We start from the raw sequence: 24316 nt of genomic DNA, 5'->3' as shown, positions 1-24316 counted from the left end.
TAAGTGTAATAATGATTTTACGAAAACGTTATAAATGTAAAATTTAAGCATAAAAAAGTGTGTACACTATTTTTTCAAAAGTGTACACTGATTATAAACATATTGATTGTCAGTTATTTGAAAAAGATGCACTCCGCGCCTTATACTGAAGCTGGTAATTTTTCGGCGTTGTATCGTACATCTTTTTAAACTCCCTGTAGAAGTAGGAGCGGTTATTGAACCCCGATTTATAGCATATTTCCGACACTGTCAAAACGTTTTTGCGCAAAAGTTCCGCAGCATGCTTCAGGCGTATGGTGCGTATCAGGTCGCCGGGAGAGAGGTCAAAAATCTCTTTTGTCTTCCGGTATAGTTGCGATGTGCTTATCCCAAGGGCCTTTTCTATGAACGCGCTCTGGAGGTTTTCGTTATCGATATTTTTACGGATAAGGTCGATCAGCGATTTTATGAAAGCCTTCTCATCACTATGTATCGGCATCCCCGAAAGGTTTTCAACGAGTGTATCCTGTGTAAAATGCTTTACTATCATCGCTTTTTCCTCAAGCAGCTTCTGGATGCGTACCAGCAGGTGGTCGGGGTAAAAAGGCTTCGGTATATAGGAGTTGGCACCACTCTCCAAACCTTCTATCCTGTGCAGCACAGAATTTTTAGCAGTAAGCATGATAAACGGAACATGGCAGGTCCTGATGTCGGTTTTTATTCTTTTGCAGAGTTCCACACCATCCATCAATGGCATCATCACATCACTGATGATGATATCGGGAATTTCTTCCTCAATCATCTCTAACGCTTCAACACCGTTGTAGGCGCTTATGATGGTATATTTCTGCGCCAGCAAATCCCTCAGGTAAAGCTGTATCTCCTTCTCGTCCTCAACAATCAGTATCTTTTTCCTGTCGTCCTCAACCCTTTCTACCGCCGAGATCTTATCAGGCACAACGTTCCATTGCTCTGTAGTAGTGTCTTCAAGGATATTTTTAAGGTGGTGGGATATCAGCACCGGCGCTATCTCGGTATCTATTTCCTTATCGCTGAATGCTTCTTTTTCGCATGGGATCAGGATAGTAAAAACCGTTTCGGCATTTGCAACGCTCGATACCAGGATCTCACCGCGCAGCACCGTTACCAGCCTTTTGATATACGCAAGGCCAATGCCTGTCCTGAACATTTCGGGGTCGGGCTTCCGGTTGGCATCCGAGAGGAAGAAACGGTCAAACAGCGATTCGAGCTTTTCTTTTGGGATGCCTTCCCCGGTATTGGTTATCGTGATGTTCAGCCTGCCTTTCTCAATGCTGCATTTCAATGCAATAGACCCGTCCCTGGGCGTATACTTAAAAGCATTGGACATCAGGTTGAACACTATTTTTTCAAGCTTGTCTTTATCAAACCAGCCCGGCAGTTCAGACGGGACTTCCAACTGATAATTGATGTTCTTGTCCAGTGCCCAGTCGTCAAACAATTCAGCGATCTGTTCGATTAGGCTTATAAGGTCGAATTTCTTTACCGTGACTTCGAGGTAATCATATTCTGCCTTTCGGAACTCCAGCAATTGCTGGGTAAGGAACAGCAGCCGCGATACATTTTTTTGTATCATCAGCGTAAACTTACGGTTGCGTTCATCAAGGTGTGTGGCTTCCGATAATTTCTGTACAGGCCCCACGATCAGCGTAAGGGGTGTTAAGAATTCGTGCGCGATATTAGTAAAGAACGACAGCCTGTTTTCATGTAATTCTTCTTCCTTTTTCCTGAAAAGGATATTTTGCTGAAGCGACTGGCGTTTCAGGTAGTAGCTTCGTACAAATAGGAGGAATAGCGCTCCCAGTACCAGATAGATAGCAGTCGCCAGGTTTGATTGCCACCACACGGGCCTTACCCTGATATCTATGGCGTGCACAGGCCGGCTCCATACCCCGTCAATGTTCGACCACTTCACCCATAGCGAATAATTGCCTCTTGGCACGTTCGTAAAGGAAATGATCTTACGGTTGCCGATAGAATTCCAATTCTTGTCAAATCCCCTTAGCTGGTAGGCATACTGGCATTTTTCATTGTTCGTATAGGTTAGCGCAGTAAGATGGATATCGAAAAAATTCTGGTTATGATTTAATACGATTGACGGATTTGTTTTCGAATCAGGCGAAATTACCAATCCCTGATAGTAGGGGGTAGCCTGGTTCTGCCCGCTTATCCTGTCAATAAGCAGGTCGGGTACGGTCGGTGACTCCTTTATCTTTTCCGGCAGGAAATAATTGAATCCCTTTATCCCACCCATAAAAATAAGTCCTGATTCGGGGTCACTGTAAAAGGCTCCATCGGCAAACTCATTGTTTTGCAGGCCTTCGTTCTTCGAATAGTTGGTAAACTTCGCCGGGTTAATGGTAAAGTTAGACAGCCCGAAATTGGTGCTTATCCACAGGTTCGACTTTTTATCCGGCACGATACCATGGATGGTGTTGTTGGGCAGTCCGTCTTTAACGGTGAAATTTTTAAATACTGCGCTGCCGTCACTCTTCATTTCTTCCAATGCGTTCAGGCCAAAACTGGTTCCTATCCACAGTTTATTATCCGCATCGGTAACCAGGCATAGTATGTCGTTGTTGGAAAGGCTTTTAGGATCGTTTGGCACATTTTTGTAAGTCCGGAAATGCTCAGTCCGTTTATCAAAAAGGTTGAGGCCGCCTAGCCGCGTGCCTACCCATAGCTGACCCTCATTTCCGGGAATGATCGAGAATATAATGTTGCTGCTCAGCATACTATCACCATTACCCGCCATGTATTTTTTAAAATCAGTGACCTGTAACTTGCCGTCCGCCCGTTCTATTTTGAAGCGTATCATCCCGTAGCCGTTTGTCCCCAGCCAGATAAAGCCATCGTTGTCCTGATAGATGGCATAAACCGACTTAAAGTGCCCGCATTTTTCATTTCCCAAAATGTCTTTCCAACTGATAAGCCTTGATACATTGAGATCATATACCGTTATGCCGTCGCCATCTGTACCAATCAATACAATATTATCATTTCCTTTGCTCAGGGCATATACTGCATTATTTATAGGGCTGTTATCTTCATTGAAATTCGCGAAAGCCAACGCCTTATCGGGATTTTCATAAAAATTGGCAGGCAGCCGGAAGAGGCCTTTCCCTTTTGTGCCTATCCAAAAAGAATTTTCCCCGTCTTTCAGGAAGGTACGCACGATACCGCCATCGAGCTCCGGCAGCTGTGCTTTGGATACCAGGTTGAACGATTTTTTAAGCGGGTACATCTTGAATACCCCGTCGCCATCGGTGCCTGTCCAAATTACATGCTCGCTTCCCTGTATCAGGGTTGTTATTTTTTGGTTTTTCAGGTATTTCGACCAGGGCATGGTAATGGTGTTCCCTGCAGTATCGATCATAAAATAACCTGCCTTGCCTGACAGTACAAGCCCTTCCGGGGTATGCCCAATGATGTTGATAATGTTCTTTTGGGAAAGTATATTGCGTTGCTTATCGGCCAGTGAAAACAGGGCAGCCTCGCCAGTGACAGAAACCGTACAGATGCCTTTATCAGGCAATACGTCAAAAGTCCGTATATTACCAACAACCAGCGCAGACTTTGCTATCGTTTTTTTACCGTTAGCAAGGGTTTTTATTGTTAAGGCATGCAACTCATTATCTTCAAAAAGCACCAGCAATTCGCCTGTTGCCGAAAATTCTATTTTTTTTACGGTTTTACCAGTAACGCTGTTGGCGGGAAACGGCTGGAAAGCGCTTCCTTCAAAATATCCGATCCCCCAGTCTTTTACCGCGCAAAATACCTGTCCCGATCTGTCAAGCGCCATATTGAACTGCGATTCCGATGAGGGGGGCTTGTTCTCAGTAGAAAAATAGAACTGTTGGAAAGCATCTGTTTTTTTATCGTAGCGGTTGATGCCATGCATGGTAAGTACCCATATTGCTCCCGAATTGTCTTCGGCAATTTTAAGGATAACCTGGTTGCTGAGTGAATTCTTATTGTCGGGCTCGGGCCTGAAGATCTTAAAATCATGGCCGTCATACCGGTTGAGCCCGTCCCAGGTCCCTATCCAAAGCAAGTTCTGGGAATCCTGGAAAATGCAGTTGACCGAACTGTTAGACAATCCCCTGGTATTATCCAGCTGCTCCAGGGAATATTTCAGGTCCTGTGGCCTGTTAGCAGCAGTGTGCCTCGCATGGTTACCATCAGTATTTTGGCTTGCAGGTGCAGCATTTAATGCAACAGCCCCTTCCTTCTTATTGCATGCAATAAACAGGAATAAGAAGCTGATAATTAAAATACTGCGTTTCAATGGGTGTTTTTTTAACTTTAGCCGGGAAAGCTGTAGCCTTACGTACGCCAAGTTAATCAAATGTTATTTAAAAAATGCATATCATACAACGTAATTTAAAAAACGGAGGATTTTTTAACTGAATCGCAAAGATTGCTGTTAATCCTGTTCTGCTTCTTCAAAAACCGTATCGGCATCGGGGAATACAAATTCGTTTTCAGAAAAATCCAGTGTTTCCGAAACAGGGACATATTTAAGGATCTCGTTGATGCCTTTAGAAAAGCTGTATTCCGATGAATATTTCCGGCTGGTAGCCAGTACCAGGCCATCTTTCGACAGCCTGAAAAAATATTTGCCGGCGGCTGTCCTGTTCTTTGTAAAAGCAAAAGATGCGATATTTTCCCTGATGCCCTCGATCATCCGTTCGCAATCCGTTTTTTGCTTACAGGCAATACTCGTGAAAATGGTCTTTCCCTTGCGCGAAGCAAAAGTAAATTTATAATCCCCGTTATACCGCTTGCTAATTACAAACATCCCCATAGTTACTGCAAAAATTTTGATCCAAACTTCTTATACTATCCTTTCTCTACCCACGCCTTCAATGACTCATCACGCCCAAAACAATAGCGTTGAGATACTTTCATTTATCAAAAGGTGGTGGGTAACAGCCGGCAATATAGTATAAATTAAGATAAAAATTTTCTTAAAAAATAAGGCCAAAGATTGTCCAGGCAAAGGCCGTTGCCTTTTTTGGTCCGGGTAGGTTCTGATTCTTTAAAACTGAAGTATAAGATTAGTCAAAGCGTTAAGTCGAACCGCTAAATCGGCGAAGATATTTTGTTTAAAAATATATAGAGGCTATTCGCGATGCGTTAGTACGAGCATATTCGCAATGTCGGCAAAGAAGATAACAGCGCCTATAACCAAAAACGAAGCTATACTAACCAATGCTATTTTAAAGATAACTTTAGTATAATTAACGCGCGATGCAATTGCTGCCTTTGGTTTTTCGGCAGGAATTTCAATTCTATGTGGCCTGGCTAACTCGATCATAATTATATAAATGATTAAACCAAATGTAACAATTCATTTAGCCGGGAATAGTTAAATAAAAGGTAAAACTATCCTAAAACAAATGTACTGGCCTCGTGTAAAGCCTATGTTAACGTAGTATTATATGTAGATAAGATGATAAAGCAATTAAAAAGCCAGCTTAACACTCAGATTGGGTGTCCTGCCAAGCCCGTAGGTATTTACGCTTTCAACAGCATTACTTGATTTGTTTATGCGGTAATAGCGGCTGATCACATTGTGCCTGTCCAGGATGTTAAGTACCGAACAGCTTGCAGTGAAAAGCGTTTTTTTGCCAAGGCTCCATGTTTTGGATGCCGATAAATTTACTTGCAGGTTATCACTAAGCCTGGAACTGTTCGGCGCTTTGTAGATGATCTGCGAATTGGCCGGGTTATTAGGGTCGATGGAAAATGATAACGGTTCGGTTTGCGGGCTGCCGGTACGCCACTTCGTACCCAATGCAAAACGGAAGTTATCCCATTCATAGATACCCGCTGAAGTAACCGCATGCGAAACGGCAAAGTTGTTCGCAAACCCCGGAGGCACAAAGCTGTCAAATTTATACCGGTTATCATTATAGGTATAGGAGATCCAGGTATAAAAACGGCTGAACTTTTTTTGCAGCAGTACTTCGTAGCCTAAGACCCTGTAAGATCCCGTGCTGTTATCAAACTCAAACTGGTTCTGGAAATCCTGGCTGTCGCTGGTTATGCCGGCCACTTTTTTGTAAAACCCTTCTATTGTGGCAAGCCATCCTCTTTTTGAATAGGTAAGTCCCAGAGATGCCTGTGTGCTTTTCTGGACAGGGATGTTATTCCCGTCCGCAAGTACCCAGCGCCTTTTTTCTATCCCCAGAAAATCCTGCTGCTGGTCGATAACCTGTGAAATGGCCTGGCTTTTTCGTTCGGCCGATACTTCAAGCGTAAGGCCTTCTTTAAGCAATCGGCTGAATACAACACGCGGCTCTGCCATGAACAAGCGGTATTTGTCGAAATAATTGCCGCGTATTCCGAGACTGATTTTTGTCTTGCCGTCTGCGGAAGCATAATTTCCCTGCCCTGTAACCGCATGTGAAACGGAAACCAACTTTTCGTTCTTAGAAAAAGCCGGGATATTCACTTCATCAAAATTCCGAACGCTGACCTCATTGAACTGATAACCTGCGCTGATATGGAGATTTTGCGAAAGCAACCGCCCATAGTTCAGCCGTATGCCCTTATCGAATATCGTATTACTTTGGCGCGTGGCCTGTTCATTTTCAATAGACTCATTGGAAGCATCCATGTCATGGGAAGATACATAAACCTGCACTTCCGATGTATTGTTCTCATCCCATTTTGACTTCAGGGTTGCACTGCCGCCAACGGTACCCTGAGAAAGGTTCCCGTTTTTATCTGCTGTTTCGGTATGCTGGAAAATATCTAGGTTATTACTCATCGCTATACCGTCTACAAATAAGGCGTGCTTTTCGTTAAGTGTGTGGCGGTAGGAAAGGGAAAGATCGTAAAAATAGAACTTCTCATCGCTTGCTACCTTAACCTGCTGGTCCTGCAGTACATTGGTAATTGTAGTATTCTGTAATATCCTGTTCCGGTATTCACCAAAAGTAGGAGTAGCCCACAGGTCGGAATACGTCCGCCTTCCCGAAACTTGTAAAAAGTCCTTTGTAGTAAGGTTTACCGAGGCCAGGAAGGCAGCATTGATCATGTCGACCGCCACAATATTTTTATTTTCTGGATTTGGAGTATGCGTAGAAATATCTACTGCCGACGACACGCTTTCCCCATAATAAGAGGGGCTGCCGTTTTTAAAAATAGAAATAGTCGTTGCCTGCAACGGGTTGAAGGCCGAGAGCAGCCCAAAAAAATGGCTGGTCTGGAACATGCGGATGCCATTCCACAAAAACAGGTTCTGGTCATGTGTGCCGCCGCGCACATTGATGTTGGATACCGTCTCGTCAATGCTGATAACCCCCGGCAGCTGCTGCATGGTTTGCAGTACGTCCGGTTCGGTAAGGCCGGGCAGAATGCCGAATTTGCGTGGCTTTACTACGAGTTCGCCATTTTCTTTCCGAGATATGCCCGCGGCGAGGTAACGTTCGGCAATTACTTCTTTCAGTTCCGTAACCTCTTCCTCAAGAGTAATGTTGAGGCAGCCGGGAACATAGAATTCCGAAAGCGCTACTATCTTTTGGCTATAGCCAATGTGCGAAATAGTTATGGTTCCTTTGGCAGATAGCGACATGCTAAAATAGCCATCGGCACCGGAACTTACAGTAGTACTTCCAAAGTAGATCAGGGCTCCGTCGATGCCTTTTCCGGTTTTGCTGTCAATGAGATAGCCACACAATGGGTTTTCAGGACTTATGTCATTGTAAACGGTATATTTACCGATGCCCGCCGCCTCAAAGCGTAACCTTGTCCTGCCAGCTATATAGTCGAGTTTTTCCTGAAGGCTTATTTTTTTGTCAGGAGGAGCAAAGTTGTACATCGCAATGTCCTCATCAATCATGCTGAATTTTACCTTATGCGTTTTGGATATTTCCTCCAACAGGGCGCGCAGGGGTATTGTGTTATTCGTTTGGGCTAAACAACACACGGGAATTATGCTAAAAAAGAACGCAATAATTTTATTTTTTGCCATCCATGGACTTTAGTATGATCGTTTTACCCTGTTTTTCTATCGTCAGGCGGTACAGGCGGGAAAGGGTTTGCAGCGCCCCGTCTATATCATTGCCCGGAAGGGTGCCCGAGAAGGTCTTGCCTGAGTTGAGGTCTGTCCTGATCTCCACATCATATTTCCTTTCGATCTCTCCTAACACGGCCGACAGTTTTTCATATTCAAATTCAAGCTCACCATCTATCCACTTAGGCTTGCCTGCGCTTACAACGCCGTCTTTTACTGACGCGCCTTCAACGGTAACCGAATGGTGCGGGGTAAGTATGGTCTCTTTTCCATTATATCCCACGCGCACTTTCCCTTCGTAGCAAACTACGTCGAGCCGGCCTTCCCGAGCTTTTACATTGAATTGCGTACCCATTACCGTTACTGTGCCAAGGGGTGTATTTACGGTGAACTTCTTCCCTTTGGCTACCCTGAAATACGCTTCACCGTCAAGGCTGATGTTGCGGTTGTTATCCCAGTTCCAACTGCTATAACTTGATTCAGAACCGGAATTGAGCACTACAGCCGAATTATCAGGGAGTGTGAAAGCCAGGGTTTTGCCATTGGCGGTCTCCATCTTATCCGGCCTGGTAAATATAAAAGCAAACCCCAAAATCAGGACTATAGATGCGGCCACCGTCTGGAACCAGCTTTTGCGGTACAATGGCACCACCCTTGCAGGGTTTTTCTCCAGCTGCAGGATATCTTCAAGCATGGGTCCGCCTTCAAACCGGGGTCTTTCAATTTGCTCAAAATTATTTTTTATGCGCAAAAAAGTAGCATACCTCGGATCGTTCTCCAAAGCGGCAAGTTCCTCAGCTTCAAGTTCACCGGCAAGCCAACGGGCAAGTAGTGTGTCGTCTTTCATAAACCAGTTTTTATAACAGTTCAAAATTTAACACATAGGCACATAGTTTAATTGTTTGATGCAACAACATGCCTTTTCAAAGGAGCTCATAGTTTGAAGCAAAGCTTCAAAAAACTGTGTGCTAATATGTTACCTTCACTTTTTATCATAATGGTACTATGTGCCTATGTGGTTAAATTGAACTATCTTTTAATTTGACAATGATGCAGGGCAAAACCCTACCTGAAATTCTCAATTTTTTCGCTTAATGCTACCAATGCACCGTGTATCCGCTTTTCAACGGCTTTTACGCTTATACCCAGCATTTCGGCTATTTCTTTATATTTTTTACCTTCTATCCGGTTCAGCAGCAGGGCAGTGCGCTGGCCTTCTGTGAGACCTGCAATGGCATTTTCAAACTTTTGGCGGAATTCATTTTCCTCCATCAGGTATTCCGGGCTCTGGTTATCGGTAGTCCTCCCCGGATTGTTTTCGGCATAATTAAAAACAACTTTCTGGTAGGCCGTATGGTTAATGGCACTGTTTTTTGCAACGGTATATAAAAACGATTTTGGGTAGCGCACCTCGGCACAGTTTTGCCACAATTTTATGAACGCTTCCTGTGTGATATCTTCGGCGAGGTCCTTATCGCCAAACCTGAAGTAAAGGAAATTCCGCAAGGCTTGTGCCTGCGCCTTAAAAAAAGCCGAAAAAAATATTTTGTCACAAATGTCTTGTTTTTCAGGCTTTTCCATAGGTTTGCATGTATTATTTTGGGGGCCAAGGTAAAAAAAAATTAATAGTCAAGTAGGGTAGCCCGGAAATTTTTTGTCTTAACATCGTAACCACAGGGAAAATGAAACGAATACTAACCATTGCCGCTTTTAGCATTTTATCGCTGTCCTGCGAGACCGAAGAGCGGGCCATAAACCTCGCGCCGGAAAACAATATCCTGAGCAATGCTGCCCTTGCCGGAAAGCTGCGCAGGGTAACACAAAGCCCGTCGGCAATAGACGATTTTATCGATGGGACAAGCTGTTTTGCCATTGCGTTTCCGTATTCGGTTGTTGCCAATGGGGAAACGGTGAATTTAGCATCGGAGGCCGGTTACCAGCAGGTGCGGGATATACTGGAAGCTTCGGCAACAGGAACTGATGAGGTAACGATAAACTTTCCGGTAAACGTTGTTTACGCTGATTATACCGAAGCGGCTTTTAACGATCAGACAGAGTTTGATGCCGCAGTGGGTAGCTGTACCGGATATGTAGAATTATCCTGCATGGACCTTGTGTACCCGCTTGAAATAAACACGTACAACAGCCAGAACCAATTGGCAGAATCTTTCGATCTGGGCAATAAAAGGGCGCTCTTCGAAATACTGAATGATGTAACGTATGACGGGTTGGCCTTTGATTACCCAATACATTTTAATGCTCCCGACGGCACCGTGCTGACGCTGATAGATAACAATGCACTAGAAGCTGCCATAGACAGTTATACCGATGAATGCCTGGCGCTCCTCAATCCGGAACCTAACCCCAATCCGCTGCCGGGCGATGTGCTTGTACAGGGATCATGGTATGTATCATATTATTTCAGTTTTACCGACCAGACCATAACCTATGGGTATTACGATTTTATTTTTAATGCTAACGGAACGATCACTATATCAGGCGGGAGCCCGGTTAGCGGGACATGGGCTGTTTCCGGAAGCAACACCGAGATGCAGCTTGCATTTGACGGGTCAGGGCTGGAAGCTCTCCAGGGGATATGGACAATTACTAATGTAACGCAAACACTCATAAAAATGCACAGGGATGCTACAGGAGTCGATCCTGAAAAGTTCTTATCGCTGCATAAAAACTAAATAAAAATTTTATTGGAATACCATTGCCAGGCCAAAGCACTATTTGACGCCGGCAGGATAGCTATTGCCTTTTTTTAACGCACTAACTTAATAATGTTACTATGAAAAAACTACTATTCATTACCCTGTTTACTATCACCGGCCTGGTATCCCGGGCACAGATCGCCCCGGGGAGCGTGGCGCCGGACTTTATGGTTACCGACCTCGACGGCAACACACATTCCCTTTCCGAATACCTCGCACAGGGCAAGACCGTCATTATGGATATTTCGGCAACATGGTGCCACTACTGCTGGTATTACCATGAGTCCGGCGCATTGGAAGACCTGTATTATACCTACGGGCAGGCCGGCTCAGGAGATGTGGTCGTGCTTTTTGTGGAAGGGGATGGCTACACCTCCATCGAATCGCTTTATGGTACGAACATGCCGGGAGACAGCGGCGTAACCATGGGCAACTGGATGGAGCATTCGCCCTATCCGGTCATTAATAACGACAATATATCGAGCCTTTACCAGATCAATTATTTCCCTACCATTTTCAGGATATGCCCTAACGGGATTGTGAGCGAGATACAGCAGCTTAATTTTGAAGGGCTTAAAGAGGACATCAGTGCAAACTGCGGCACGCTAACCGACCTTCCGAACCACGGCAAAGCTGTAATGGCCGACTTTATGGTATGTGATGGCGGAGCAGGATCACCGCAGATATCGGTAACAAATTACGGTACACAAAACATCACCGCTGCTACTATTGAATTGCGGAACGGATCGGATGTATTGGCAACAAAAAATTACACGGGGAATATTGGCACGTTTGATGATGCCATGATAACTTTCGATCCTGTTGTCATCGATCCGGGAGCTGACTATCAGGCGGTGATCACAAGCATCAATGGTGCAGTGCCCGGCAATGCGCAAACTGCAACGGATACCTTTAATGTTACTGAGACCGGCGAAGGGTATAACAACATCACTGTAAATGTGTTTACTAACTTTTATGCAGGCGAGATCTCCTGGGCCATAAAGAACAGTGCGGGTACAGTGGTAGGCTCCGGCGGGCCCTATGAACATGGCAATGAAGACTTTTTTGGCGGCGGCGGAGTTGATGCCAACACGACCAAGGTACACCAGATCACACTTCCGGGTAATGATACGGAATGCTATTCTGTCGAGTTTTATTCGGCTAATGGTTACGGCTGGATGATTGGCGAGACCCCGCACGGCATAGACATTGTATCCGGCGGAGAGGTGATATTCAGCCAGCGTGTTGCCAATTTCGGTTCGGCTCTGGTAACGCCCGCAGCCTTCAAGACCAATGGAATACTAAGCAATCCAAAACAGGAAGCGGCACAATTTAAATTATATCCCAATCCAACTACAGGCATTTTAAATGTTATGACCACCGAAGCCGTAGATATCAGTATAATCGACCTCACCGGAAAAACGGTTTTCACTGCTAAGGATATTAACAACGGCAATACCATAAATCTCAGTTCGCTGCAAAAGGGAATGTATATCGCACGTATTAAAGGCGAAAGCGGCGAGAGTAATGAAAAAATCGTGGTTAACTAGGCAGTCATACCTTCCCAACCAATGCACTAAAAATTGTTGCTATGAAAAAGATATATGTGCTAATGCTGGCCATTCTTACCCAGGCTGTCTTTGCCCAGAAAGAAACTAATATATGGTATTTTGGGCTATTTGCAGGGGTAGATTTTAATAGTGGGGAACCGGTAGCTTTATACGATGGGCAGATTGATACCAGCGAAGGCTCCTCCTGCATTGCCGACGCACAGGGCAACCTGCTGTTCTATACCGATGGGGTAACGGTTTATAACAGGCAGCACCAGGTTATGGAAAACGGCACCGGCCTTATGGGAAACACCTCCAGCACGCAGGGAGTACTGATAACAGGCGGCCCGGGCAGTGCGACAAAATACTATATTTTCACAGTAGGCGCTGTAGAAAATCCTGTCGGGCTAAACTATTCGGAAGTGAACATGGCTGCGAACGGCGGGCTGGGTGCGGTGACGGCAAACAAGAACATAAACCTCCTGGATAGCACTACCGAGGGCATCACGGCGACTTTGCATGAAAACGGCGAAGATATATGGATAGTGGTCCACGGGTATCCGGGTGATGTTGTTTACTCGTTCCTGCTAACCGAAAATGGTATCAATGAGCCTGTTGTGAGCAATGTAGGACCCTTTTTTCAAAATACGCTGCATTGGAACGATCCGTATTTTGAGCCGGGCGCAATGAAGCTATCGGCAGACGGCTCAAGGCTGGCGGTTGCAAGCCAGGCAGGGGGCGTGTTCCTATGTGATTATGATAAGGTTACAGGAGAAGCAACAAACGCCCTGCAACTGGAAAATGGAGCAATGGAAGGGCCTTATGGTGTTGAATTTTCGCTTTCGGGCAATGTATTATATACGGCACGTACGGGCAAGCTCCGGCAGTACAACCTGCTTGCTGCCGATATTGCCACATCGGGAACGGTTGTATACGAAGATCCTTATTTTACGCTTGGTGCACTGCAATTAGCAAGTAATGGAAAGATCTATAAACCCGATGGCCTTTCGGAAAGCCTTAGCGTTATCCACAACCCTGAGGTTTTAGGCACCGGGTGCAATTTCGAATGGGGCAGCGTATACCTTGGCAGCCAACGGTTTGCCGAGCTTGGCCTGCCCACCGCAATAGCTTCTTATTTTGTAGGCCCTGATATTGAAGCACAGCATTTTTGTGCAGGCTCCGAAACCGCTTTTTCAGTAGTGTGGAACCGAAGCCCTCAGGAAGCCAACTGGGATTTTGGCGACGGTACCTCGTCTGCAGGTAATACTGCGGTACATACTTATACAGCTGCGGGTACTTATACTGTAAAAGTTACCCTCAAACGCAACGGCTTCACCTGGGAAATAGAAAAACAGGTTATCATTAACGCCATTCCCCAATTTTCGTTGCCAGAAGTGCTTGCCACCTGCGATCCCCAAAACGAGGTGATCCAATTAACACCCGAAAATTTTGACATATCGGCGGCATCGTTCCAATGGTTTTTTAACGATGCCCCGCTTGAGGCAATCACACCAACATTGCAGCCTTCAGGTTTTGGGGTTTATAAAGTAACCGTGGCCGTAAATGGCTGTGAAAACACCCGCACCATCCATATAATAGAAAAGCCTGCTTTTGGTGTTACTGTTGCTGAGTCCTGCAATAATGGGAGTTTCACTCTGGAGGCGTTGCCGTTGGAAGGATCTTTTGACCCGGCCACAGCTGCTTTTTCATGGGAAGGTCCTGATAGTTTTGCTGCAAATGCAGGAAAAGTTTTTATTGCTAAGCCCGGTGAATACAGTGTAGCTGTTGAAACACAAGAAGGATGCCGCGGCAGTATGGTTTATAATGTGGTTTCGGCCAATTGCAATATCCAGAGGGGAATATCGCCGAACCTTGATGGGAGGAACGATTATTTCGACCTGGCAGGTTTCGATATAGAAGAGCTAAGCGTTTTTAACCGTTACGGGCTTAAAGTATACAACAGGAAGCATTATACTACAGAATGGTCAGGCCAGTCGGACAACGGCGAAGCGCTTCCCGACGGTACTTATTATTATGTTATAAAGACAGTTGCCGGTCAGCCGAAAACCGGATGGGTATACATAAACAGGGAAGAGCATTGATCAACAAATAAATAAAGAACCCAAACTCAATTACTAATATTAAAAACTTATAATGATGAAAAGAATTACTTTACCCTTATTTCTTGCATGCCTTTCGCAACTGGGGATCGCCCAGTGCGACCAGGCTTTTACGGTGCCTTATACAAGCACATTTGAAAATGCGACAGTTCCCGCCTTGCCGGATTGTATGACCACTACCTATTTTGCCTTTGCCTCAAGCGAAGTGTTCGAAAGTATTGCAGGGCCGGTTTCCGGTTTCAGTGGCAAGCTTCTGGCCTATGATACCTACACAGGTTCGCAGGGAGGCGGCGCGATGCAGCCAACCATTGGTGCGGATCTCTATACCAACGAGGTACATTTGGTACAGGGTGTCCAGTATGTAGTTTCTTATCGGTATGGTAACAGCGATGCGACAAAAACCATTGGCCGTTTTGGGGTGCAGCTGCAGCAGCCGGGCGCCAGTTATTATGACGACCTCGCTACCCACCTAAGCATTACCGGCGCAACACCTGTAACCCATACTACCGAGGCTTTTACGGTACCTGAAACGGGTGATTATTGGATACATTTCGATGTGCAGTCTTTCGAAAACCAGGGGTTATTTTATATTGATGATATCAGCCTGACTGTGCAAGGCAGCATGGGAGTGGGGGAGAACCTGCTTTCCGCGGTATCGGCTTTTCCAAATCCTGTATCGGACAGGCTGTCCGTAAGCAATCCAACCCAAATAGACAAGATTGAAATGTACACCCTTACCGGCCAAATGCTGTGCAGTGAAGCTGTAAACGCTATGAACCACACAATAGATATGAGCAGCCTTTCATCCGGAATGTACATGCTCCACATCTATTCTGGCAGCCGTGTTGAAAAAATGAAAGTATATAAAAAATAATGCTGTCGGCTATTCCCACAAGGGCCGCGGCAATGTGTGTTTTATTATTTAGTTGAGTTTATTTTGTCTGGCCGGTACCGTAAAGTACCGGCTTTTTTTATGGTAAAATCACTCTCTTAATTCCCGCTTTTGCACCTTCATGAAAACTTCTTTCGATGGTTTCCCTATGGTCAGGATGCGCAATTTCTACCAACGCCTTGTTGCGCTGCTTGAGGGTTTTTCCGTACAGGTCGGCAATGCCGTATTCGGTAATGATATAGTGTGCGTGGGCGCGCGTTGTAACTACCCCGGCACCCTGCTTGAGGAAAGGCACGATCCTGCTGGCCCCGTTTTTAGTTACCGAAGGCAACGCAATGATAGCTTTTCCGCCTTCGCTTAACGATGCACCTCTGATAAAGTCCATCTGGCCCCCCACACCGGAATACATTTTCATACCAATGGAATCGGCGCACACCTGTCCTGTCATATCCACCTCAATGGCCGAATTGATGGCAACCATTTTTGGGTTGCGGCGGATTTGTGCAGTATCATTTACGAAAGATGATTCCCGCATCTCCACAAAGGGGTTGTCGTTTACGAAATCGTACAGCCTTTGCGACCCGATAAGGAATGTTGCTAATGCCCGGCCTTTTATTACGCCTTTGTATTTGCAGTTGATAACACCCTGCTCAATAAGGTCGATCACCCCATCAGAGAACATTTCGGTATGCAGGCCAAGGTCTTTGTGGTTTTTTAGGTTGGACAGCGCAGCATTGGGTATGGAACCAATACCCATTTGCAGTGTGCTCCGGTCATCGATGAGCGAGGCTACATACTGCCCGATCCTGTTCTCGGTTTCGGAAATTGCATCCTGGCCGTGCGAAAATACAGGCGTGTCCACTTCCACAAGGTAATCCATTTGCGATACATGGATTATGCCATCGCCAAAGGTTCTTGGCATCTGCGGATTAACCTGTGCGATGACTGTTTTGGCATTCTGTATGGCGGCAAGCGTTGCTTCTACAGATACACCCAAAGAACAGTAGCCGTGGGCATCGGGTGGCGATACGTGTATAAAGGCCACATCCAGGCTGATAATATTGCGGCGGAACAGGTTGGGCAATTCGCTAAGGAATACCGGGGTATAGGAGCCGTTTCCTGCTGCCAGTGTATGGCGTACATTCTTTCCTATGAAAAATGAATTGACATGAAAGCTATCGGAAAGTGCAGGGTCGGCATAGTGGGCTTCACCCTCGGTGTGCAGGTGGCACAGCTCTACATTGCGCAGCTCCGGTGCTCTTTCACTAAGCGCTTTGGTAAGGAAGTAGGGTGTTGCGGCAGCGGCCTGTACATACACCCTTTGGTTGGATTGTATTATTTTAACGGCTTCTTCCGCTGTAGTATATCGTGGCATGGGATTGAAATTTTCGGTAAAATTACACCCGTCCCGCTGCGGCAAATATGATAGCGGTCACATTTAACATTTGGCCCCCTGCAGCTTTAATGATGCGTATCATTTCCCCTTTTTTCCTTAAAAGCCAATTTTGCCACAGGTAAAATGAGCAAATAATGGATACGCAACACTGTTTTCATTGCGGACTGGACGTTGTAAAAAAAGAGGAGATCGTCTTTGACGGGAAATCTTTTTGCTGCAACGGCTGTAAGACCGTATATGAGATTTTCAGCCTCAACGGGCTTACAGATTATTACAGCTTTGAGCGTTCGCCCGGAGCTACTCCGCAGGACATCAAAGGGAAATATGACTTTTTGGATAACGAGGATATCGTAAAAAGACTGCTGGAGTTTGAGGAAGAAAATGTACATATAATAAGCCTTTACATTCCCCACATCCATTGCAGTTCCTGCATCTGGATACTGGAAAACCTCAATAAGCTCAACAGGGCGGTGAGCAGCTCGCAGGTCAATTTCCACGAAAAACGGGTACGCATCATCTTCGACCCGTCCGTTGCCAGCCTGAGGGAACTAGTGTACCTGCTCAATTCTATTGGCTATGAGCCATACATCAGTCTTGATAATTACGATAATAAACCCAAAAGCATAAGCCGTGACCTTGTTTACAAGCTGGGCGTAGCGTTCTTTTGTTTTGGTAATATCATGCTGTTGTCCTTCCCGGAATATTTTGAGATGGAAGAATACTGGCTCGATAATTATCGCGGTTTTTTCCGTTGGCTGGTTTTTGCGCTGGCGCTGCCCTCCTTCCTGTATTCGGCGAGCGGGTATTATGTATCGGCCTGGAAGAGCATCAGGGCGGGAATGCTTAATATAGAAGTACCCATTGCATTGGGGATTATAGTCATGTTTGTCCGCAGTACGGTGGATATCATCTTCGGCTACGGACAGGGCTTTTTCGACAGCCTTACAGGATTGGTATTCTTTATGCTTTTAGGTAAACTCTTTCAGCAAAAAACCTATAATTTTCTCTCGTTCGAGCGTGATTTTAAATCCTATTTTCCGATCGCAGTAACCAAAATACTGGCTGACAGGAGTGAAACTTCCATCCCGGTTTATGATGTGTTGGCGGGTGACAGGCTGCTGATACGCAATAGCGAGCTTATTCCTGTAGACGGTATACTAATGAGTGAAAGCGCCCTGATCGATTACAGCTTTGTAACCGGCGAATCGGTGCCTGTAACCAAGCATTCAGGCGATAAGGTCTATGCCGGCGGCAAGCAGATAGGCCCCGTGGTGGAGATGGAGGTATTGCGGTCGGTATCGCAAAGCTACCTTACACAGCTGTGGAGCAACGATGTGTTTTCCCGAAAAGGCGACAGGGATTATAAAACAATGACCGATACGATCAGCCGGTATTTTACGCCGCTGCTGCTGCTCATAGCGGTGATGTCCTTCAGTACCTGGATATTTATAGATACACAAACCGCATTTAATGTGTTTACCGCTGTGCTCATTGTGGCCTGTCCGTGCGCACTTGCCCTCAGCGCGCCTTTTACACTGGGTAATGTGCTCAGGATAATGGGCAACCGCAAGCTGTACCTCAAAAACGCCACCGTGGTAGAGCAGATGGCAAAAATAGACACCATAGTATTTGACAAAACCGGGACGATAACTACCAATAAGAAATCGGAGATCTATTTTGAGGGTAACGCGCCCGATGATAAGCAGCTTATGTATATAAGGAATGTACTGCGCGGCTCCAACCACCCGCTTAGCAGGATGCTGTATGATGCGCTGCCTATGACACGCACGCTCCCTGTTGAAGATTTTGAGGAAGTGACCGGAAAAGGTATTAGCGGTGTTGTTGACGGCATCCATATCAGGATTGGCTCGGTATCTTTTGTAGGCTATGAGGAAGATAACCTGATGCAGACCAATGTACATATTGCGATCAACCGCAATTATATGGGCAAATATGTTTTTGACAACCAATACCGCGAAGGGCTCAAGGAGCTTTTTGCCGAATTGCAGAAAAAATATTCGCTGAAGATACTCTCTGGCGATAATGCCGGCGAAAGGCATGTGCTTGAACAGCTACTGCCGGAAGGTACCGAATTCCATTTCAACCAAAAACCGGAGCAGAAGCTGGCCTTTATTGAAAACCTCCAGAAAAAGGGAAGCAGTGTAATGATGATAGGCGACGGGCTTAACGATGCCGGGGCACTGGCTCAAAGTAACGTAGGCATTGCCATATCAGAAAATGTGAATGTATTCTCGCCCGCCTGCGATGGTATCCTGGACGCGTCACAATTCCGGAGGCTTGGCTATTTTATGCGGCTTTCCAAACGTACGATAAGGACTATCCGGATGAGCTTTGGGCTATCGTTGCTCTACAATGTGGTGGGATTGTCCTTTGCGGTTACAGGCAGGCTGATGCCGCTTACTGCCGCTATCATCATGCCGCTGAGCACCATAACCATTATAAGCTTTGTAACGCTGATGAGCAATTATTATGCACGAAGGAAATAGCGAAAAAAGCCGGGAGTATGACCACCGTCATATTTTAAGATATCCGGACACCCTAATTTTGTTAACATAAATTTAAGAACCATGAGCGTAATCTATTTATTGATCACCATCAGTATCATTGTCGCGGTCCTCTTCCTGTACGCCTTTATAAAGGCGGTAAGGCAGGGACAGTTTGACGACAGTTACACGCCGTCTGTCAGGGTTTTGTTTGACGACGAGCTAAAGAAGCAAGAAAACAAACCACAAAATCAAAATAACGCCTGACCATGGAAATGCAACAATTTTATTACGACAATAAGATAGTCAAAAAGTTTCTCTACGCCACTATAGTTTTCGGGGTAGTGGGAATGCTCGTGGGGCTGCTGATAGCCTCGCTGTACCTGTTCCCTAATCTTACCGACGGTGTATCCTGGCTTAGCTACGGAAGGCTAAGGCCTCTGCACACCAACGCGGTGATCTTCGCCTTTGTGGGCAACGCCATGTTTGCCGGTATTTATTATTCTATGCAGAGGCTGCTTAAAGCCCGTATGTTCTCGAATGTTTTGAGCAACATCCACTTTTGGGGCTGGCAGCTTATCATAGTTGCAGCAGCTATATCATTGCCATTGGGCTATACTTCATCTAAAGAATATGCCGAACTGGAATGGCCTATAGATATCGCCATCGCGCTGATATGGGTCGTGTTTGGTATCAATATGATAGGTACAATCATAAAAAGGAGGGAACGCCACATGTATGTTGCCATCTGGTTTTACCTTGCTACATTCATAACCGTTGCCATTCTGCACATTTTCAACAGTATTGCCATTCCGGTAAGCGGGATGAAAAGCTACTCCGCATACGCCGGTGTACAGGATGCTTTGGTGCAATGGTGGTATGGGCATAACGCCGTGGCCTTTTTCCTTACCACACCATTCCTGGGGCTCATGTACTACTTTGTACCTAAAGCTGCCAACCGCCCTGTATATTCATACAAGCTGTCCATCATCCACTTTTGGTCGCTTATCTTCATCTATATCTGGGCTGGGCCGCACCACCTGCTGTATTCTGCATTGCCCGACTGGGCACAGAATCTTGGTGTGGTATTCTCTATAATGCTTATTGCGCCGTCATGGGGTGGTATGATCAACGGATTGCTCACACTGCGTGGCGCATGGGATAAAGTGCGCACCAGCCCGGTACTTAAGTTCTTTGTAGTAGCCATTACCGGCTATGGTATGGCAACGTTTGAAGGCCCGATGCTGTCATTGAAAAACGTAAACGCCATTGCCCACTTTACCGACTGGATCGTGGCTCACGTACACGTTGGTGCGCTGGCCTGGAACGGCTTCCTCACTTTTGGTATGATCTACTGGCTGATACCGCGCATGACCAAAACAACATTGTACTCTGTTAAGCTGGCCAACTTCCATTTCTGGATCGGTACATTAGGTATCATTATGTATTCTTTGCCAATGTATGTGGCCGGGTTTACGCAGGCATCTATGTGGAAAGAATTCAACCCTGACGGAACATTAAAATACGGTAACTTCCTTGAGACCGTGAAGCAGATCATGCCGATGTACTGGATGAGGGCTATTGGCGGCACACTATTCGTAATTGGTTTGCTGGTACTGGTATACAATATCATAATGACCGTAAGGCAGGGCCAGAAAATCGAGGATGAACTTGCCGAAGCGCCTGAATTGCAAAAGATAAGCAGCAAAAGGCTTAAAGGTGAGAAATTCCACCCATGGCTGGAAAGGAAGCCGATACAGCTTGCCATTCTTGCTACCATTGCCGTATTGATAGGCGGAATTATACAGATTGTCCCTACCATAATGGTTAAATCGAACATACCTACGATATCTACGGTGAAACCTTATACACCGCTGGAGCTTGAAGGCCGCGACCTCTACATCCGCGAAGGCTGCGTGGGCTGCCACTCTCAAATGATACGCCCTTTCCGCAGTGAGGTAGAACGTTATGGCGAATATTCGAAGTCGGGTGAATATGTATACGACCACCCATTCCTTTGGGGCTCTAAGCGCACCGGCCCGGACCTGATGAGGGTTGGCGGAAAATACAGCGACAACTGGCACTTCAACCACCTGTGGGACCCGCAAAGTACCTCCGAAGGCTCGATCATGCCTGCGTATAAGTGGCTGTTCGATAACAAGAAGATGGATTACTCCTATACGAAGAAAAAAATGGAGGTGATGGAGCAGCTTGGGGTTCCGTATACTACAGAAGACATTGCCAATGCACAGTCCAGCATTAATGAGCAGGCAGCAAAGATCGAGAAAAGCCTGCATGCCGATCCTGACTTTGTGAAGAGCTACGAAGAAAGCCGTAAGGCAGCGCAGGCACGGGGCGAAGAATTCGTACCGATGAAAGACCGCGAGATCATAGCGCTTATTGCTTACCTGCAGCGCCTTGGCACCGATATCAAAATAAAAGACAACAAACCTTCAAAATAATAAGCCATGCTAAAGTTTGTAAAGCACAACCTGGAATCCATTGCGGGAATTGAGATTTATCCCATCATTTCGCTGCTTATCTTCTTTATCTTTTTCATTGTGCTCTATACCTGGGTGTATACCTACCGCAAAGAAAAGATTAACGAACTGAGCAACCTCCCTTTTGCAGGGGAGGAAGAAAACGGAACCGAAAACCAATAGCCTCTACATTATGAAAAAGTTTATTCCAGTATACGTACGGGTACCATTGCTTTTTGCAATGGTATTCATGGCCCTCGAATATTTTATCGACTCCGGCGACCGCCCGGCATTTATCAAATACCCGTTAGTATCGGTATTCCTCTTCGTATTCCTGTTTTTGCAGGTAGCAATAGAGATCGTGATCGCTGCGGTAGACAAGGTAACCTACAGCCTGCTTACAGAGGAGCAGAAAAGGAAGCTGGACGAAGCCGATGCGATTGATTACAAAGACAGCAAATGGTTTAAAAAGCTGAAGGCTTTCTTTGTAAAGAGCAGGCCGATAGAAGAAGAAGGCACCATCCTGATGAATCATGATTATGATGGTATCCATGAGCTTGATAACGTGCTGCCGCCGTGGTGGGTAAAGCTCTTTTATGTAACGATAGCCTTTGCAGCGATTTACCTGGTGCGTTTCCATATCATGGACGGCAAAGACCAGAAAGCTGAATTTGATACCGAAATGGAAGAGGCGCGCGTGGCAGTTGAGGAATACCGCAAGACTGCCAAAGACCTTATAGATGCCAACACTGTAACGCTGCTGACCGATCCTGCAGAACTTGCGGAAGGGAAGAAAATATTCGAGACCAACTGCATTCCATGCCACCGGTCTGATGCAGGGGGCGCGATAGGGCCTAACCTTACGGATGAATACTGGTTGCTGGGTGGCGGTATCAAGAATGTTTTCCATACCATAACAGAAGGTGGCCGCGACGGCAAGGGGATGGTGCCATGGAAGGGTACCCTCAAACCATCTGAGATACAAAAAGTAGCGAGCTATGTGCTTTCACTACAGGGTTCTAACCCTAAAGACCCGAAAGCGCCGGATGGCGAGATATGGAAAGAAGAAGCCGGAAAAGCGCCTGAAGTGGCAACTAACGGAAAATAACCCTGATTTAGTACGATTATCGTAAAGCCTTTGAATCCCTAGTGAATACTCCGCGGATTCAGGATAAATAAAAAGTAATATGGACGACCTGCATGATGATGAGTTCCGGGACCGGCTGGGTACCGTAGATGAAGAAGGAAAGAGGGTATGGGTTTACCCCAAAAAGCCTAATGGGAAACTCTATAAATACCGCAAGACGCTAACATGGTTCCTGCTTGCATTTTTGTTTGCGGCACCATTTGTTAAGATACATGGTAACCAGTTTCTTATGTTCAATGTGCTGGAGCGTAGGTTTAATATTTTCGGATTCCCTTTCTGGCCTCAGGATTTCCACCTATTTGTCATTTCCATGATTATTGGCGTGGTGTTCGTAGCGCTGTTTACGGTAGCTTTCGGGAGGATTTTTTGCGGATGGATATGCCCACAGACGATCTTCATGGAAATGGTTTTCCGCAGGATTGAGTATTGGATCGAAGGCGACCGGAACGCACAGATAAAGCTCGACAAGCAGGAATGGAATGGTGAGAAGATCCGAAAAAAAGTGTTTAAATGGTTTGTGTTCTTTGTCATCTCATTCCTTATTGCCAATGTATTCCTGGCCTACCTTACCGGAAGCGATGAGCTGATAGAAATGGTAGAGGAGGGGCCAGCAGGCAACATGGGTACCCTTATCGCCCTGCTGATATTTACAGCCGTGTTCTTTTATATCTACGTGTGGTTCAGGGAACAGGTATGCATCATCGTTTGCCCGTACGGCAGGCTGCAGGGGGCGTTACTGGATAACAAGACCATCGTGGTGGCCTACGACCATGTGCGCGGTGAGGCCGAGAAAGGCCGCGGCAGGATCGTGAAGAATGAGGACCGCCTGCTTTCCGGCAAAGGCGACTGTATTGACTGCAAGCTTTGCGTTAGCGTTTGCCCTATGGGTATCGATATCCGTAATGGGACCCAACTGGAATGCACCAATTGTACTGCCTGTATAGACGAGTGTAATACCATCATGGACAAGGTAGGTTTCCCGCAGGGGCTGATACGCTATGCCAGCGAGGATGAGATAACCAAAAAGGAAAAGTTCGTCTTCACGACCCGTATGAAAGGCTACGCAGCGGTACTGCTAATCCTGACAGGCGTTTTTACAGGAATGCTCTTTTTGCGCAACGATGCAGAGGCTACAGTGCTTCGCTTGCCCGGGCAGCTTTTTGAGCACAAGGGCGAGAATATAAGCAATGTGTTCACCTACAAGGTAATTAATAAAACAGGAAGGGATTTTAACGATGTCTACTTTGTTTTAGCTAATCCTAAAGGTACTGTAAAGACCGTAGGTGCGCCAAGGTTTAAAGTGCCGAAGGAAGGTATGGTTTCGGGAACGCTGTTCGTAGAGATAAACCCCGCCTGGCTAAAGGGCGACAAAACAAAAATAACCCTTGAGGTGTATAACGGCGATAAGCGCATAGATACCGAAACTACCAACTTTTTGGGGCCGAGGACGTTTAACTAACAGTTTA

Annotated in this window: 17 protein-coding genes; 10 read left to right on the top strand and 7 right to left on the bottom strand. The window is 46.0% G+C overall.

Features of this window, described 5'->3' with window-relative positions:
- Positions 1–109: 109 nt before the first annotated feature.
- The 6 genes from HYN59_RS15525 to HYN59_RS15500 form a co-directional block, all read right to left on the bottom strand.
- Entirely contained in the window at positions 110–4306 is a 4197-nt protein-coding gene (locus HYN59_RS15525; protein ID WP_108779769.1) for a hybrid sensor histidine kinase/response regulator transcription factor, read from the bottom strand.
- Positions 4307–4444: 138 nt separating this feature from the next.
- The gene (locus HYN59_RS15520) at positions 4445–4825 is read right to left on the bottom strand and encodes a DUF1508 domain-containing protein (RefSeq protein WP_108779152.1); all 381 of its coding nucleotides are present in this window, start codon (positions 4823–4825) and stop codon (positions 4445–4447) included.
- Between the two features lie 318 nt (positions 4826–5143).
- Entirely contained in the window at positions 5144–5338 is a 195-nt protein-coding gene (locus tag HYN59_RS15515) for a hypothetical protein (protein WP_108779151.1), read from the bottom strand.
- A 147-nt stretch (positions 5339–5485) separates the two neighbouring features.
- The gene (locus HYN59_RS15510) at positions 5486–7909 is read right to left on the bottom strand and encodes a TonB-dependent receptor (RefSeq protein WP_181369461.1); all 2424 of its coding nucleotides are present in this window, start codon (positions 7907–7909) and stop codon (positions 5486–5488) included.
- Between the two features lie 79 nt (positions 7910–7988).
- On the bottom strand, positions 7989–8891 hold the full coding sequence (locus HYN59_RS15505) for a FecR family protein (RefSeq protein WP_108779149.1): 903 nt from the start codon (positions 8889–8891) through the stop codon (positions 7989–7991).
- Positions 8892–9109: 218 nt separating this feature from the next.
- The gene (locus HYN59_RS15500; protein WP_108779148.1) at positions 9110–9625 is read right to left on the bottom strand and encodes an RNA polymerase sigma factor; all 516 of its coding nucleotides are present in this window, start codon (positions 9623–9625) and stop codon (positions 9110–9112) included.
- A gap of 101 nt (positions 9626–9726) precedes the next feature.
- Here HYN59_RS15500 and HYN59_RS15495 point away from each other — a divergent pair, with 101 nt between their 5' ends.
- From HYN59_RS15495 to HYN59_RS15480, 4 genes are all read left to right on the top strand, one after another.
- A complete protein-coding gene (locus HYN59_RS15495) occupies positions 9727–10737 on the top strand; it encodes a hypothetical protein (protein WP_108779147.1) in 1011 nt (336 codons plus the stop codon).
- Positions 10738–10838: 101 nt separating this feature from the next.
- Entirely contained in the window at positions 10839–12311 is a 1473-nt protein-coding gene (locus tag HYN59_RS15490; RefSeq protein ID WP_108779146.1) for a T9SS type A sorting domain-containing protein, read from the top strand.
- A 41-nt stretch (positions 12312–12352) separates the two neighbouring features.
- A complete protein-coding gene (locus tag HYN59_RS15485; RefSeq protein ID WP_108779145.1) occupies positions 12353–14413 on the top strand; it encodes a T9SS type B sorting domain-containing protein in 2061 nt (686 codons plus the stop codon).
- 52 nt (positions 14414–14465) lie between these two features.
- Positions 14466–15305, top strand: a complete 840-nt coding sequence (locus tag HYN59_RS15480; protein ID WP_108779144.1) for a T9SS type A sorting domain-containing protein — start codon at positions 14466–14468, stop codon at positions 15303–15305.
- Between the two features lie 97 nt (positions 15306–15402).
- On the opposite strand, the gene HYN59_RS15475 is transcribed toward HYN59_RS15480, so the two are convergent.
- Positions 15403–16698 (bottom strand): acetyl-CoA hydrolase/transferase family protein, encoded by a 1296-nt coding sequence (locus HYN59_RS15475; RefSeq protein ID WP_108779143.1) that lies wholly within the window; start codon positions 16696–16698, stop codon positions 15403–15405.
- Between the two features lie 155 nt (positions 16699–16853).
- Between HYN59_RS15475 and HYN59_RS15470 the strand changes: the two genes are divergently transcribed.
- The 6 genes from HYN59_RS15470 (at position 16854) to ccoG (ending at position 24309) form a co-directional block, all read left to right on the top strand.
- Entirely contained in the window at positions 16854–19226 is a 2373-nt protein-coding gene (locus HYN59_RS15470) for a heavy metal translocating P-type ATPase (protein WP_108779142.1), read from the top strand.
- An 81-nt stretch (positions 19227–19307) separates the two neighbouring features.
- Positions 19308–19490: a cbb3-type cytochrome oxidase assembly protein CcoS gene (gene ccoS / locus HYN59_RS15465; protein ID WP_108779141.1), complete on the top strand. Its 183-nt coding sequence runs from the start codon at positions 19308–19310 to the stop codon at positions 19488–19490.
- A gap of 2 nt (positions 19491–19492) precedes the next feature.
- Positions 19493–21685 (top strand): cytochrome-c oxidase, cbb3-type subunit I, encoded by a 2193-nt coding sequence (ccoN, locus tag HYN59_RS15460; protein ID WP_108779140.1) that lies wholly within the window; start codon positions 19493–19495, stop codon positions 21683–21685.
- 6 nt (positions 21686–21691) lie between these two features.
- Complete coding sequence (locus HYN59_RS15455) at positions 21692–21886, top strand: CcoQ/FixQ family Cbb3-type cytochrome c oxidase assembly chaperone (protein ID WP_108779139.1); 195 nt, start codon at positions 21692–21694, stop codon at positions 21884–21886.
- A gap of 10 nt (positions 21887–21896) precedes the next feature.
- Positions 21897–22811: a cbb3-type cytochrome c oxidase N-terminal domain-containing protein gene (locus tag HYN59_RS15450; protein WP_108779138.1), complete on the top strand. Its 915-nt coding sequence runs from the start codon at positions 21897–21899 to the stop codon at positions 22809–22811.
- 79 nt (positions 22812–22890) lie between these two features.
- Positions 22891–24309 (top strand): cytochrome c oxidase accessory protein CcoG, encoded by a 1419-nt coding sequence (ccoG, locus tag HYN59_RS15445; RefSeq protein WP_108779137.1) that lies wholly within the window; start codon positions 22891–22893, stop codon positions 24307–24309.
- Positions 24310–24316 lie beyond the last annotated feature (7 nt).

The organism is Flavobacterium album, assembly GCF_003096035.1.
Classification (GTDB): Bacteria; Bacteroidota; Bacteroidia; order Flavobacteriales; family Flavobacteriaceae; genus Flavobacterium; species Flavobacterium album.
This window is presented reverse-complemented; position numbering and strand designations above follow the sequence as displayed.

Coding starts and splice junctions, on each gene's coding strand:
- HYN59_RS15520 (WP_108779152.1), bottom strand. CDS start 4,825: ATGGGGATGTTTGTAATTAGCAAGCGGTATAACGGGGATTATAAATTT.
- HYN59_RS15515 (WP_108779151.1), bottom strand. CDS start 5,338: ATGATCGAGTTAGCCAGGCCACATAGAATTGAAATTCCTGCCGAAAAA.
- HYN59_RS15505 (WP_108779149.1), bottom strand. CDS start 8,891: ATGAAAGACGACACACTACTTGCCCGTTGGCTTGCCGGTGAACTTGAA.
- HYN59_RS15500 (WP_108779148.1), bottom strand. CDS start 9,625: ATGGAAAAGCCTGAAAAACAAGACATTTGTGACAAAATATTTTTTTCG.
- HYN59_RS15495 (WP_108779147.1), top strand. CDS start 9,727: ATGAAACGAATACTAACCATTGCCGCTTTTAGCATTTTATCGCTGTCC.
- HYN59_RS15490 (WP_108779146.1), top strand. CDS start 10,839: ATGAAAAAACTACTATTCATTACCCTGTTTACTATCACCGGCCTGGTA.
- HYN59_RS15485 (WP_108779145.1), top strand. CDS start 12,353: ATGAAAAAGATATATGTGCTAATGCTGGCCATTCTTACCCAGGCTGTC.
- HYN59_RS15480 (WP_108779144.1), top strand. CDS start 14,466: ATGATGAAAAGAATTACTTTACCCTTATTTCTTGCATGCCTTTCGCAA.
- HYN59_RS15475 (WP_108779143.1), bottom strand. CDS start 16,698: ATGCCACGATATACTACAGCGGAAGAAGCCGTTAAAATAATACAATCC.
- HYN59_RS15470 (WP_108779142.1), top strand. CDS start 16,854: ATGGATACGCAACACTGTTTTCATTGCGGACTGGACGTTGTAAAAAAA.
- ccoS (WP_108779141.1), top strand. CDS start 19,308: ATGAGCGTAATCTATTTATTGATCACCATCAGTATCATTGTCGCGGTC.
- ccoN (WP_108779140.1), top strand. CDS start 19,493: ATGGAAATGCAACAATTTTATTACGACAATAAGATAGTCAAAAAGTTT.
- HYN59_RS15455 (WP_108779139.1), top strand. CDS start 21,692: ATGCTAAAGTTTGTAAAGCACAACCTGGAATCCATTGCGGGAATTGAG.
- HYN59_RS15450 (WP_108779138.1), top strand. CDS start 21,897: ATGAAAAAGTTTATTCCAGTATACGTACGGGTACCATTGCTTTTTGCA.
- ccoG (WP_108779137.1), top strand. CDS start 22,891: ATGGACGACCTGCATGATGATGAGTTCCGGGACCGGCTGGGTACCGTA.